12 protein-coding genes are annotated in these 13,669 nt (G+C 35.6%); 4 read left to right on the forward strand and 8 right to left on the reverse strand.

Annotated features, from left to right (window positions below):
- Positions 1–21 precede the first annotated feature (21 nt).
- Together M1D66_RS24090 and M1D66_RS24095 are read right to left on the reverse strand one after the other, a co-directional pair.
- A complete protein-coding gene (locus M1D66_RS24090) occupies positions 22–987 on the reverse strand; it encodes an L-threonine 3-dehydrogenase (RefSeq protein ID WP_000723125.1) in 966 nt (321 codons plus the stop codon).
- Positions 988–1,031: 44 nt separating this feature from the next.
- Positions 1,032–2,222, reverse strand: coding sequence for a glycine C-acetyltransferase (locus tag M1D66_RS24095; RefSeq protein WP_000095905.1), 1,191 nt, complete (start codon positions 2,220–2,222; stop codon positions 1,032–1,034).
- 213 nt (positions 2,223–2,435) lie between these two features.
- Here M1D66_RS24095 and M1D66_RS24100 point away from each other — a divergent pair, with 213 nt between their 5' ends.
- Entirely contained in the window at positions 2,436–3,167 is a 732-nt protein-coding gene (locus tag M1D66_RS24100; RefSeq protein WP_000885979.1) for a class I SAM-dependent DNA methyltransferase, read from the forward strand.
- Positions 3,168–3,195: 28 nt separating this feature from the next.
- Here the strand turns inward: M1D66_RS24100 and M1D66_RS24105 are convergent, their stop codons facing one another.
- The 3 genes from M1D66_RS24105 to M1D66_RS24115 are packed head-to-tail and all read right to left on the reverse strand — an operon-like array spanning position 3,196 to position 6,089.
- Positions 3,196–4,017 carry an ABC transporter ATP-binding protein gene (locus M1D66_RS24105; RefSeq protein WP_001167963.1) on the reverse strand — a complete coding sequence of 274 codons (822 nt, stop codon included), beginning with the start codon at positions 4,015–4,017 and terminating at the stop codon, positions 3,196–3,198.
- 12 nt (positions 4,018–4,029) lie between these two features.
- Complete coding sequence (locus tag M1D66_RS24110; protein ID WP_000760054.1) at positions 4,030–5,088, reverse strand: FecCD family ABC transporter permease; 1,059 nt, start codon at positions 5,086–5,088, stop codon at positions 4,030–4,032.
- Positions 5,085–6,089, reverse strand: coding sequence for a FecCD family ABC transporter permease (locus M1D66_RS24115; RefSeq protein ID WP_000925232.1), 1,005 nt, complete (start codon positions 6,087–6,089; stop codon positions 5,085–5,087). Before M1D66_RS24115 ends, M1D66_RS24110 begins: the two co-directional genes overlap by 4 nt.
- 172 nt (positions 6,090–6,261) lie before the next feature.
- Between M1D66_RS24115 and M1D66_RS24120 the strand changes: the two genes are divergently transcribed.
- Complete coding sequence (locus tag M1D66_RS24120) at positions 6,262–7,230, forward strand: ABC transporter substrate-binding protein (RefSeq protein ID WP_001010271.1); 969 nt, start codon at positions 6,262–6,264, stop codon at positions 7,228–7,230.
- Between the two features lie 380 nt (positions 7,231–7,610).
- Positions 7,611–8,996, forward strand: a complete 1,386-nt coding sequence (locus M1D66_RS24125; protein ID WP_000338319.1) for a peptide MFS transporter — start codon at positions 7,611–7,613, stop codon at positions 8,994–8,996.
- A gap of 41 nt (positions 8,997–9,037) precedes the next feature.
- Here M1D66_RS24125 and M1D66_RS24130 read toward each other — a convergent pair whose 3' ends face one another.
- Both M1D66_RS24130 and M1D66_RS24135 read right to left on the reverse strand, forming a co-directional pair.
- Complete coding sequence (locus M1D66_RS24130) at positions 9,038–9,217, reverse strand: acid-soluble spore protein H (RefSeq protein WP_000382679.1); 180 nt, start codon at positions 9,215–9,217, stop codon at positions 9,038–9,040.
- Positions 9,218–9,408: 191 nt separating this feature from the next.
- The gene (locus M1D66_RS24135; protein WP_000081428.1) at positions 9,409–9,696 is read right to left on the reverse strand and encodes an ArsR/SmtB family transcription factor; all 288 of its coding nucleotides are present in this window, start codon (positions 9,694–9,696) and stop codon (positions 9,409–9,411) included.
- An 816-nt stretch (positions 9,697–10,512) separates the two neighbouring features.
- Here M1D66_RS24135 and M1D66_RS24140 point away from each other — a divergent pair.
- Positions 10,513–12,132, forward strand: a complete 1,620-nt coding sequence (locus M1D66_RS24140; protein WP_000109101.1) for an L-lactate permease — start codon at positions 10,513–10,515, stop codon at positions 12,130–12,132.
- A 39-nt stretch (positions 12,133–12,171) separates the two neighbouring features.
- On the opposite strand, the gene aspA is transcribed toward M1D66_RS24140, so the two are convergent.
- Positions 12,172–13,605: an aspartate ammonia-lyase gene (gene aspA, locus M1D66_RS24145; protein ID WP_025710096.1), complete on the reverse strand. Its 1,434-nt coding sequence runs from the start codon at positions 13,603–13,605 to the stop codon at positions 12,172–12,174.
- Positions 13,606–13,669 lie beyond the last annotated feature (64 nt).

Below are 13,669 nucleotides of genomic sequence, written 5' to 3' on the forward strand. Positions count from 1 at the left end.
CCTAAGAATCGACTCTTCCTATTAATTCATCACTAACTCAGCTGTGAGCTTTTTTTTTAACTTAGCCAGCATGTCAGTTGTCATTTTGTCTAAATCGTATTCTGCTTTAAAGCCCCACTCTTTCATTGCTGCTGTTGCGTCAATAGAGTTCGGCCAGCTATCAGCAATTGTTTGACGAGCTGGATCTACTGCATAATCCATTGTAAACGTCGGAATGTGTTTACGAATTGACGCTGCAATTTGCTCTGGCTCGAAGCTCATTGCTGTAATGTTAAATGCATTTCTATGCACTAGCTTACTTGGATCAGCTTCCATTAATGAAATGATCGCTTGTAAAGCATCAGGCATATACATCATGTCCATATATGTTCCTTCAGCAATGTATGAGGTGTATGCACCTTTTTTAATCGCCTCATAATAAATTTCAACTGCATAATCAGTCGTTCCGCCTCCTGGAGGCGCTACGTAAGAAATTAAACCTGGGAAACGGACACCGCGCGTATCTACGCCAAATTTTTGATGATAATAATCACACAGTAATTCTCCTGCCACTTTGTTTACCCCATACATCGTAGTAGGACGCTGAATTGTATCTTGCGGTGTATTATCTTTTGGCGTTGATGGACCAAATGCACCGATAGAACTTGGCGTGAAGAACTTACAGTTTAATTCACGAGCTGCTTCTAGAGCATTTACAAGTCCACCCATATTTAAATTCCATGCAAATAACGGATTTTTTTCTGCTGTTGCTGAAAGTAAAGCTGCTAAATGAATAATTGTATCTACTTCATTACGCTTTGCGATATCATGTAGTTTTTGTCCATCTGTTACATCTAACGTTTCAAATGGACCAGACGTTACTACTTCACTATCTGTTTCACGAATATCTGTTGCAATAACATTTGATGCGCCGTATACATCACGAAGTTTCATTACTAGTTCAGAACCAATTTGCCCTAAAGAACCGGTTACTAGAATTTTTTTCATTTTCCCCACTCCTCATTTGCAAGCTATTCAAAAGATGTCGTTACTTAAATGATGCCCATTTCTTTTCCTACTTTTTCATACTTAAGAATTGCTTCATCTAACATTTCTTTCGTATGAGCTGCTGTAGGCATATTACGAACGCGCCCTGTTCCTTTTGCTACAGTTGGGAACACGATAGATTTTGCGTATACCCCTTCTTCATTTAGACGTTTACTAAATTCTTGTGTTAATACTTCGTCCCCAATGATACAAGGTGTAATTGGCGTTTCACTTTCTCCAATGTTAAAGCCAAGTTCTTTTAATCCTTGTTTCAAGTAGCGGCCATTTTCCCATAAGCGATCGTGTAACTCTGTGCTTTCCATTAAGATTTCAATTGATCTCATGCAAGCTGCTGCATCAGCTGGTGTTAATGCTGTAGAGAATAAGAATGGACGTGAACGAACTTTTAACCAGTCAATTAAGTTTTGTTTCCCTGCTACATATCCACCAATTACCCCAATTGCTTTTGATAATGTACCAATTTGGAAATCAACTTTATCAGAAAGACCGAAGTGCTTTACAGTTCCTGCACCTTTTCCAAGTACACCTGAACCGTGTGCATCATCTACGTATGTCATTAAATCTAACTCTTCTGCAATCTCAACAATTTCTGGTAGTTTTGCAACATCTCCATCCATTGAAAAGACACCGTCTGTAATTACCATTAATTTATTGTAAAGACCTGATTCTTTCGCCGCAATTGCTTTTTGGCGTAAATCTTCCATATCCGAATGTTTATAAACAATAATTTTTGCTTTTGATAGACGACTACCATCAATAATAGAAGCATGGTTTAATTCGTCTGAAAGAATTGCATCATTTTTATCCATAACAGCTGAAATCGCTGCCATATTACAGTTAAATCCTGATTGATAAGCAATTGCTGCTTCTGTATGTTTAAACTTTGCAATTGTTTCTTCTAACTTAATATGCAAATCTAAAGTACCGTTAATTGTACGAACAGCCCCTGCTCCAACACCGTACTTATGAATAGCACCAATTGCTGCTTCTTGCAAACGGCTATCTGTTGCTAATCCAAGATAGTTGTTTGAAGATAAGTTAATATATTCTTTTCCGCCAATTGTAATGATTGGTCCATTTGAACTCTCAAGCGGATCAATTACGTTATAAAGCCCCTTTGATTTTAAATCCTCTAAATTTTCTTCTAAAAATTTCGCAAGTGTTTTACTAGACATCGTGAAGCCTCCCATCGTTCATGTAAGCGGATTATTGTCTTAATAGTTCTAATAATCCCTCTACTAGCTTAACACGTTTTCAGAATTTATTATAGAAAAATAGCTTAAAGTAACCGCTTACAATTTTAGATTATATATGATTCATTACAATAAATCTATCATTTACTTTTCATATTTGATAGAATTAAAAAAATATTTCGGGAGGTTTCAAACATGGCATTTACAGAATCTGATGTATACAATAACACAGCCTTTTTCGAACAATATATGAAACGAAGATACCGAGAAAATAGCCCAAATGAATCCATTGAAAAACCAGTATTCTTTCAGCTCATTGGTCATGTACGAGGAAAACAAATTCTCGATTTAGGCTGTGGTGATGCTAGGTTTGGCGCGGAATTATTAGAAAAGGGTTGCTACTCTTACACCGGCATTGAAGGCTCCGAACTTATGTATGAAAAAGCTAAAAAACAACTAGAAAATAAAAATGGATCTGTTCATTTTTTAAACCTCAAAGATTATACCTACCCCTCTTCCACTTTTGATTTAGTAACATCTAGACTCGCCTTACATTATATTGAACATCTTGATGCCATTTTTCAAAATGTGTTTCAAACTTTAAAAACAAATGGCACCTTTACCTTTAGCGTTCAACATCCCGTTATTACTTCTTCGTTTGAAAGCTTACAAACAAGTGGTAAAAGAACGAGTTGGCTCGTCGATGATTACTTTAAACTAGGCAAACGGGTTGAACCATGGATTGACCAAGAAGTTATTAAATATCATCGTACAACGGAAGATTATTTCACATTATTACAGCAAGCCGGATTTACCATTACATCATTAAAAGAAGCTACACCAAATCCAACCTATTTTCAAAATGAAGAAGAGTATAAACGTCGCTTACGTATTCCTCTCTTCCTCTTATTTTCTTGTACCAAATAAAAAAAACGATGAATCACTCATCGTTTTTTTATCTCATTACCTGAGCAACTTCTTTAACTACACGTCTTCCTCTTCCGTGAGGTATACAAAGCGGTGTTCCAAACAACGGATCCGTACTAATTTGACACTCCATTCGGAATACATCACGTACTAGTTTCTCATCTACCACTTCTTCAGGTTTACCTTGTGCATATATTTGTTTATCTTGAATGGCTACAATGTTATCTGCATAGCGACATGCTAAATTTAAATCGTGTAATACCATAACAATTGTTCTTTGTTCTGTTTCATTTAATTCGAATAATAAATCTAGCACTTCAATTTGGTGAGTCATATCTAAATATGTAGTAGGCTCATCCAGTAAAATAATATCTGTATCTTGTGCAAGCGTCATTGCAATCCAAGCACGTTGTCGTTGTCCACCTGAAAGAGCATGCACATCACGCTCAGCAAATTCTGTCATACCTGTTGCTGCAAGTGCCTTCTGTACCATTTCCTCATCTTTTTCTGACCACTGTTTCAGCCATGTTTGATATGGATAGCGTCCTTGTTTTACAAGTTGCAATACTGTAAGCCCTTCAGGTGCTTGCGGTCCTTGCGGTAAAATTGCCATTTGACGAGCAATTTGCTTCGTTTGCATACTTTGAATAGCTTGATTATCTAACAAAATGTCACCAGTTGTTGGCTTTAATAATCTAGCTAGTGAACGTAATAAAGTTGATTTCCCGCAACCGTTGGAACCGATAAAGATTGTAATTTCACCTTTTGGAATTTCTAAATTCAACTCATCGATAATAATTGTTTCACCATAAGACAACGTCAAACGTTTCGTCTCCAATGCTTTTTGCATATTCATCTCCCTTTATGAATTCCGACTTTTATAAAGTAAATAAATAAAATAAGGTGCACCAATTGCTGATGTAAATACCCCTGCTGGAATTTCAAGTGGTGTGAAAACTGTACGCCCAATTAAATCTGCAGCAAGTACTAGAATTGCACCAACAATAGCTGCAACTGGGAGTAATGCACCGTATAAAGAACCAACTAGCCTTCGTGAAATATGAGGTGCCATTAAACCGACAAATCCAATTCCTCCGGCGAAGGCAACTGCTCCCCCAATTAAAGCCGTACTAAGTAATAACATGAATACGCGTGACTTCGTTAAAGGAACACCAAGTCCTACCGCAATATCATCCCCTAGCTCTTGCGCATTTAAATGTCTAGCAGCTATAAATGATATTACCGTTAAAATGAGAACCCACGGTGCAAGCACCATAACGTTTTGCCATGAAGAACCATAAACAGTACCTGTAATCCATACATTCGCTTGACTCGCTTGATAAATTGGTGCTAACAACATAAACAAAGTCGTTGCCGCTTTCGTTAATGCCCAAAACCCCACACCAATTAAAACAAGACTAATAGGCGATAACCCGTCATTTCTCCATGCAAATAAATATACAAAAAGCGCCACAATCGTTGCCCCAACAAAGGCTGCTAACGGCATATAATGAATACTTACAGTTAGCGCATTATTTTTATCACTAAATATAGCTAAAAACAATACAACTGCAACACTTGCCCCGCCCGTAATCCCGATGATATCCGGAGAAGCAAGTGGATTTCGAACGAGACCTTGTAAAATACATCCTGCTACAGCAAGCGCAATTCCTACGAGGATAGCAATTAAAATACGTGGCATACGAAACTTATTCACAACCATATTTGACATCGCATCGCCATTTCCAGTAATTGCTTGCCATACGTCATAAGGAGCAATTTTCATGTCTCCCATACCTGCGCTCGCAAAGAATAATCCTATTAAAACAACTAGTAAACTTAACAAGACGAGACAAGCTCGTTTATACATTAAAAACGAGAGCTCACCTTTTCCTATACGAAACGGAATATATTTCTTCATTTGCTAAGCCCTCTCTTACGTGCAATATAAATAAAGAATGGAGCTCCAATAAATGCTGTCATAACTCCTACTGGTACTTCTTGTGGCATAATGACATATCTTGCTGCTATATCAGCCAATATTAGTAGTATTGCACCTAACAATCCGCTATAAGGCACTCTCCATCTGTGGTCAACTCCAACAAGAAATCTCGCAAAATGCGGAGTAATAATTCCAATAAATCCAATTGGGCCAGCAACCGCAACCGAACCACCAGACAACAGTACAATAATAAGTAACACGAATGATTTCATTAAAATTGTTCGTTGTCCAAGTCCTTTCGCGACGTCTTCTCCCATCATCAATGTATTTACTTTCCCTGCCATCATAAGAGATGCAATCCATCCTATTAATAAATATGGGAATACAGATTGTAAAATTTCTAACTTTCTCCCTTGCACAGATCCAGCAAGCCAAAATAATACCTCTTCAAGTGCTTTTTCATTTAACACAAGTAATCCTTGTGTTAATGATGAAAATAACGCACTAATTGCGACCCCTGCTAACGTTAACTTAAGAGGAGTAGTTCCTTCTTTTCCTAAAGAACTAGAAGCAAATACAAGTACAGCTGCAACCGCCGCTCCTAAAAAGGCAATCCATGTGAAAGCTGATAATGATGTTACTGAAAAGATTACAATTGCTACAACTATGAAGAACGCAGCACCTGAATTTAATCCAATAAAATCTGGAGAAGCAAGTGGATTCTTAGTTAAAGTTTGCATAAGACAACCAGCAATGGCTAAACTAGCACCAACACTAGCTGCAATTAACGCCCTAGGCAGACGTACATTTTGAATAATAATATGTTCATTGGAACCGTTAAAATGGAAAAAAGCATCCAATGCTAGTTTCCAACTCGTATTTGTATACCCGAAAATAATACTTCCCCAAATACAAATAACGACTGCAATGATTCCAACAAATAATCCAATCCATTTTGCTCGATTTGTTTTTAATAACATGCAGCGTTTCCCCTTCAATGTATAATGATACGTTGTTAGTGTATTTCAACTTAATTCTCATTGTCAACGGAAATGAGAATTATTTTCACCCATATGTATTGACAATCAAAAGATAAAGGCTTAATATCATGCTTGCTATTGAAAAATATTCTCAACATGTAGGGGGTACATAATGAATTTCATGCGGAAGAAATCGTTTACAGTATTTGTATTTTTACTAGCATTTTCAATGCTTTTAAGCGCTTGTGGAAAATCAAATAACAAAGAAGAATCTACAAAAGAAGATAATAAAAAAGAAGTGGTTACTGTAGAACATGCAATGGGTAAAACAGAAGTTCCTGCTAATCCAAAACGTGTAGTTATCTTAACAAATGAAGGAACTGAAGCTTTACTTGAGTTAGGTGTGAAACCAGTTGGTGCTGTAAAGTCTTGGACTGGTGACCCATGGTATCCACATATTAAGGATAAAATGAAAGATGTAAAAGTTGTTGGTGATGAAGGACAAGTTAACGTTGAAACAATTGCTTCTTTAAAACCAGACTTAATTATCGGTAATAAAATGCGCCACGAAAAAGTGTACGAACAACTAAAAGCAATTGCACCTACTGTGTTCTCAGATACATTACGTGGTGAATGGAAAGATAACTTCAAATTTTATGCAAAAGCATTAAATAAAGAAAAAGAAGGTCAAAAAGTTGTAGCTGATTACGAATCACGTATAAAAGATTTAAAAGGCAAACTTGGCGATAAAGTAAACCAAGAAATCTCTATGGTTCGTTTCATGCCTGGTGATGTTCGTATTTATCATGGCGATACATTCTCTGGTGTTATTTTAAAAGAACTTGGATTTAAACGTCCTGGAGATCAAAATAAAGATGATTTTGCAGAGCGTAACGTATCTAAAGAGCGTATTTCTGCTATGGATGGTGACGTATTATTCTACTTCACATTCGATAAAGGAAATGAGAAAAAAGGATCTGAACTAGAAAAAGAGTATATAAACGATCCTCTATTTAAAAATTTAAATGCAGTAAAAAATGGTAAAGCATACAAAGTTGATGACGTTATTTGGAATACAGCTGGTGGCGTAATGGCCGCTAACCTACTATTAGATGACATCGAAAAACGCTTTGTTAAATAATATTTCCTTAACCAGCTCCCTTCTGTGGAGCTGGTTATTTTTCAATTCACTTAAATGTCACATTATTTCGTTTTGTATTTTTATTCCCAATATGTTATATTGAGAAAGTAAATAGAATATATTTTCTTTATATCAGAATAAATGTTTTAATCTAAATTTTCTGATTAATCACTATTTTATTTTCTTTTAGAATTCAATTATTACATTTGAAAACGCTTATCATCTCGTTTTCAGGGCAAAATACAGTAACGGTCGAAGAAAAATAGAACTTTTTTAGAAATTTTCTTTCTATTTCCATATAATTCTATTGACTTCTAAATATTTTGTAAATTAAAATGATTACATAAATATCCGTTATACAGGATTAGGGGGAAACAAAAATGGATGCAGCTTTAAAATTAGACAAAGCTGGAGAGCAACAATCACCAAAAAAACATCCACCAGGGTTGTACTTGTTGTTCTTAACAGAAATGTGGGAAAGATTTAGTTATTATGGAATGCGCGGCCTTTTAGTTCTTTATTTAACGACTGCTGCGGTTAGTGGCGGGTTAGGATTTGATAAGGCGTTTGCAGTGCAATTATATGGTACTTTTACAGCGGCAGTATATTTCATGCCAATTATAGGTGGATGGCTAACAGATCATTATATTACAAGACGTCATGCCATTACTCTCGGCGGAATTATTATGGCAATCGGCAACTTTGTACTATTCTCAATGAATACAAAAACAGGACTATTTCTAGGATTAATACTATTAGTTATTGGTAATGGGTTCTTTAAACCAAATATTTCTACACTGTTAGGTGAATTGTATGGTGAAAATGATTCGCGTCGTGACAGTGCATTTACTATCTTCTATATGGGTATTAACGTAGGTGCTTTCTTCGCTCCACTTATTTGTGGATTTTTAGCAGAAGATTTCTTTAAAACAAGCGTTGATGGCGTTATGGTTATGGGATATAAATACGGATTCTTAGCAGCTTGTATCGGTATGATTATTGGACAAATTGTTTTCAACTTATTAGCTCCTCGCTACCTTGGTACAGCAGGAACAACAATTGTTGGTAAAAAAACAAAAAATCAACCTGCAATCGAAAAGAAACCTTTAACAAAACAAGAAAAAAATCGCACTTGGGCAATTGTAATTTTAACTTGTTTCGTAGTATTCTTCTGGGCAGGCTTTGAACAAGCTGGTAGTTCTTTAACACTTTATACAGATAAATTTGTTGATCGTACAATTTTTGGATGGGAAGTTCCAACATCTTGGTTCCAATCCGTTAATCCAGCGTTCATCGTACTCCTTGCACCATTCGTATCTATGCTATGGTTAAAACTTTCTAAATCAAAGCGTGGCGATTTAAAAATACCAACAAAAATGGCATTTGGTATGATTTTACTAGGTATAGGTTACCTGGTTTTAACATTAGCGGTTCTAAAAACCGGAAGTAGTGAAGCTGATATAACTGTTAAAGCAAACTTATTATTCATCGTTATCACTTATATGTTCCATACAATTGGAGAACTATTCTTATCACCAATCGGTCTATCAATGGTAAGTGCAATTGCACCTGTTAAATTAGCATCATTATTAATGGGTGTATGGTTAGCTGGTTCAGGTATGGCTAACTGGTTAGCTGGTAAACTTGCTTCCTTTACACAATCATTAGGATACCTTGAAGTATTTGCAAGTATTGGCATTATCGTTATCGTCTTAGGACTTGTACTCCTTCTCTTCTCTAAAAAAGTTGCGAGTATGATGGAATAATACAAAAACAGACGCTTCTAAAATCAGAAGCGTCTTTTCTATTACTTCTCCTCTAAAGCTGTCACGTCCACATGAACGCTCTCACCAGGATTAGATACATCATACACTTGAGCACTCCCCTTCTGCTCATCACAGCTCTCAATCCATACTGGTACGCCCTCATATGTAACGTCAATTCTACTTGAAGAAGATAAAATTTGTTTCACACGTTTCACATCCATACTACTATCCCTCCTTTTGCTTACTACACTCCTTTCTATTTTTTCTTTTCCTTTTAGAATATATTCCGTAAGGCAGCATGTTGATTGATAGTCATTTCTTCCTCACATGCTAATATTTACTCTCTCGCTACCTTTCTGACAAATAAAAAAAGACGTATATTCCATACGTCTTTTTCCATAATATTCAAATTTTAAGAAAATAATGTTTTTACTACCGCACTTACTTTATCATTATGGATTTGATAATACACTTCTAATCCTCGTCTTTCAAAGCGCACTACTTTATTTTGCTTTAACTTTGTTAAATGTTGTGAAACCGTTGATTGCGGAATTTCTAATACTTCCTGTAGTTGTGTTACATTACATGTTCCTCTTTGCATAAGTTCCATTACTAGACGTAGACGAAGTGGGTGAGCTAACGCTCTTAACATTTGTACATCTTCTTCTGAAATACGACATTCGAATTGATTTTGGCTCATAAAGTTCCCCTCATTTTCGTTTTTATTTGCGTTTTTATGTTCTTTTTATTTATTTATATATCTGTTCTTATATTTCCTGTTACGACATAACTTTATCAACCTATAAAGCCGAAAAAATTTTCCATCTTTATCAGCAAAAATTCAGGAAAAAATCCTTGCTGATTTTGAATATTATACTATATGATATAACGAAAAAGCAAAATAATGGCCTACGAATACTTTGCTTGCAAACGTTGTTTTATCAGGCTTTTTGTTATATTTTCACCTCATTGAAATGCACAGTAACGGTATTGTAAAATACCGTCTATAATTGATAACCTATCGTAATGTAGTTGAACTATAATTAACCTCTTTGTTACGCTAAAAGGAATTTTCAGTAAAAAGAGATGATGTGATATTAAAAATTTGTTTCTTATTTTTTATTCGTATTGCAAGCGGTTGGATTGTTGTGCAAAACTTCCTATTAAATCCACTCACCGTTCCCCCACTAGATCAAACAGGACAGATAATTGCATATATCAAACTTTATATTTAATATAAAAGACTTCATCTAATATACGCCTATAAGGAACATGCCATCTGAATAAGCAAAATAATATGCACATAGTTTATACAGCACACTTAAATTCATTTGAGTGTGTTTTTTGTCTACTTTATGAACAAAGCTTTTCTTTTAACACTATTATGGAATAATTATACTTTTTTACGTTGACAATAGTGTTGAAGGAGAATATACTAAGCATGTAAGTTGATTGTGAATAGTTTCACAAATAATGTGAATTTCTTCACATATAATAGATAGGAGTTGTCATTATTATGAGTACTTGGACACAAATTTATGACCCATTAAACAATATTTGGTTATCTGCACTAATCGCAGCACTTCCAATCTTTTGTTTCATCATTTGTTTAATGGGATTCAAAATGAAAAGTTACATGGCTGGTCTTTATAGTGTGATTGTCGCTATTATCCTTGCAATATTTGTTTATAAAATGCCAGCAACAGTAGCTGTAGCATCTGCCGGATTCGGTGTTTTATCTGGATTTTATCCAATTTGTACTATCGTTATCGCCGCAATTTTCCTTTACAAATTAACTGTTAAAACAGAGCAATTCAATATTATTCGCGATAGTATTTCAAGCATTACAAATGATCAACGTTTACAAGTATTATTAATCGCTTATTCTTTCGGTGCTTTCTTAGAAGGCGCAGCTGGTCTAGGAGTTCCAGTTGCTATTACAGCTGCACTACTTGTAGGTATGGGCTTTAATCCATTAAAAGCAGCAGGTATTTGTTTAGTAGCTAATATTGCTGGTGGTGCTATGGGTGCTATGGGTATTCCAGTTACAGTACCAGCACAATTAACTCAACTTGACGCATTAACTATTGGTCGTCAAACTGTTCTTATTTTACCTTTCATTAGTGTTATCTTACCTTTCTTACTTGTTTCAATGGTCGATGGAATTAAAGGTATTAAAGAAACTTGGCAAGGTATTCTTGTAAGTGGTGTTTCTTTCGCTATTACTCAATTCGCTGTAACTTACTTCTTAGGCGCAGAACTTACTAATATTTTCGCAGCCGTTGTAAGTATGATTGCTCTTGCATTATTCTTACGTGTTTGGCAACCAAAATCTTCTACTAAAGAAGAAAAACAAGAAACTAAAGTATCACATACATTCAATCAAATTTTATATGCTTGGTCTCCATTCGTATTCTTAACTGCATTTGTAACAATCTTTAACTTAAAACCGATTAAAGCTTTATTTGCTCCAGATGGTGCGTTAGCAAACTTAGTATTTAACATTCAGTTCCCTGGTCTTCATAATGCTGTTATGAAAACTACACCAATTACAAAAGCTGATACACCTTTCGCAGCTGTTTTCAAATTTGATGTATTCTCTTCTACAACTACTGCGATTGTACTAGCAATTATCGTTTCACTTATCGTTTACCGCGTAAAAGGTAAAATGGTTAAAGAATTAATGATTGAAACAATGAAAGAATTAAAAGCTCCAGTATATACAATTTGTAGCGTTATCGCTTTAGCTTACGTAGAAAACTACTCTGGTATGTCATCTACACTTGGACTTGCATTCTCTTCTACTGGTAATGCATTCCCAGTTCTTTCTCCAATCTTAGGATGGATTGGCGTATTCATTACAGGTTCAGTAGTTTCAAGTGGTTCTTTATTCGCACCACTTCAAGCAGTAACAGCAGACCAGTTAAACATCGTTCCTTCTACACTCGTTGCCTTAAACGTAGTAGGTGGTACAATGGCAAAAATGGTTTCACCACAATCTGTAGCAGTTGCTTGTGCCGCAGTTGGACTAGTTGGTAAAGAATCTGCCCTATTTAAAACAGCAATGAAATATAGTTTAATCTTCTTAGCTGTTATTAGCTTACTTCAATTAAACGCTGTATTTAATATCTTTTAAAAATAAAACACCGATCCAAGTGGATCGGTGTTTTTCACATTACATTTTTTTATTTTTTAATAAAGAAGCTCCAGCAATTTCAGGGTGAGTCATTTCGAATGGATCTAAAATAATATCCAATTCCTCTTCTGTCAGTACACCATGTTCTAAACATAACTCCCTAACAGATTTCCCTGTTTCAATTGCTTCACGTGCAATACGAGATGCTACTTCATAACCAATATGAGGATTAACTGCTGTAATAATTCCAACACTTTTCTCAACATATTGCTTCAGCAATTCTTCATTTGCCGTAATTCCTTCAATACAATATTCACGGAATACACGGAATCCATTATTCATAATACTAATAGATTGAATTAAATTAAATACAAGCACAGGCTCCATTACGTTTAACTCTAATTGTCCTGCTTCTGATGCTAAGCAAATTGTATGATCGTTTCCGATTACTTGGAATGCGACTTGGTTAATCACTTCTGCCATAACTGGATTTACTTTTCCTGGCATAATCGATGAACCTGGCTGACGTGCTGGCAATTGAATTTCAGCTAACCCAACACGTGGACCAGACGCCATAATACGAAGATCGTTTGCAATTTTAGACATGTTCATCATACATACTTTAAGTGCTGCAGATACCTCTGTGTATGCATCTGTATTTTGCGTTGCATCAACTAAATGCTCTGCACCAACAAGTGGGAATCCACTAAACGTTCTTAAATGTTTTACCACTTGTTCAATATACGTAGGATTTGCATTTAATCCTGTACCAACAGCTGTCGCGCCCATATTCACTTCATATAAATGTTGACGAGACTGTTTAATTCTTTTTATATCACGCGCAAGCACTCGGCTATACGCTTCAAATTCTTGTCCAAGGCGAATTGGAACTGCATCTTGTAAATGTGTGCGTCCCATTTTAATAACATGATCAAACTCTTTTGCTTTTTTACGAAAAGCAGAATGAAGTTCTTCCATTGTAATAAGAAGCTTTTCTAACATCATAAGAGTTGCAATATGAATCCCTGTTGGAAACGCATCGTTCGTTGATTGGGCCATGTTCACATGAGTGTTTGGGCTAATTTTCCCATACGCCCCTTTTTCATATCCCATACGTTCTAACGCTCTATTCGCAATTACTTCATTTGTATTCATATTAATAGAAGTTCCGGCTCCACCTTGAATAGGATCCACGATAAATTGATCATGAAACTTTCCATCAACAATTTCTTGCGCTGCTTCTGCAATTTCATGTCCAATGTCTTTAGCTAAGTAACCAGTATCTATATTCGCAAGCGCCGCCGCTTTTTTCACAATTGCCATTGCTGTAATGAGTGATGGATGAATGCGATATCCTGTAATTGGGAAGTTTTCTACGGCACGTAATGTTTGTACACCATAATAAGCTGCACTTGGTACTTCTTTTTCACCTAAAAAATCTTTTTCTATACGTATATCCTTCGTTGCTATCATTTTTATCACCTATACTTTTTCATTCTAAATCCTTATCCAAAAAATCCGCCCTCTAAAAACACGA

Source organism: Bacillus sp. PK6-16 (assembly GCF_056530295.1).

Coding starts and splice junctions, on each gene's coding strand:
- M1D66_RS24090 (WP_000723125.1), bottom strand. CDS start 987: ATGAAAAAAATTCTAGTAACCGGTTCTTTAGGGCAAATTGGTTCTGAA.
- M1D66_RS24095 (WP_000095905.1), bottom strand. CDS start 2,222: ATGTCTAGTAAAACACTTGCGAAATTTTTAGAAGAAAATTTAGAGGAT.
- M1D66_RS24100 (WP_000885979.1), top strand. CDS start 2,436: ATGGCATTTACAGAATCTGATGTATACAATAACACAGCCTTTTTCGAA.
- M1D66_RS24105 (WP_001167963.1), bottom strand. CDS start 4,017: ATGCAAAAAGCATTGGAGACGAAACGTTTGACGTTGTCTTATGGTGAA.
- M1D66_RS24110 (WP_000760054.1), bottom strand. CDS start 5,088: ATGAAGAAATATATTCCGTTTCGTATAGGAAAAGGTGAGCTCTCGTTT.
- M1D66_RS24115 (WP_000925232.1), bottom strand. CDS start 6,089: ATGTTATTAAAAACAAATCGAGCAAAATGGATTGGATTATTTGTTGGA.
- M1D66_RS24120 (WP_001010271.1), top strand. CDS start 6,262: ATGAATTTCATGCGGAAGAAATCGTTTACAGTATTTGTATTTTTACTA.
- M1D66_RS24125 (WP_000338319.1), top strand. CDS start 7,611: ATGGATGCAGCTTTAAAATTAGACAAAGCTGGAGAGCAACAATCACCA.
- M1D66_RS24130 (WP_000382679.1), bottom strand. CDS start 9,217: ATGGATGTGAAACGTGTGAAACAAATTTTATCTTCTTCAAGTAGAATT.
- M1D66_RS24135 (WP_000081428.1), bottom strand. CDS start 9,696: ATGAGCCAAAATCAATTCGAATGTCGTATTTCAGAAGAAGATGTACAA.
- M1D66_RS24140 (WP_000109101.1), top strand. CDS start 10,513: ATGAGTACTTGGACACAAATTTATGACCCATTAAACAATATTTGGTTA.
- aspA (WP_025710096.1), bottom strand. CDS start 13,605: ATGATAGCAACGAAGGATATACGTATAGAAAAAGATTTTTTAGGTGAA.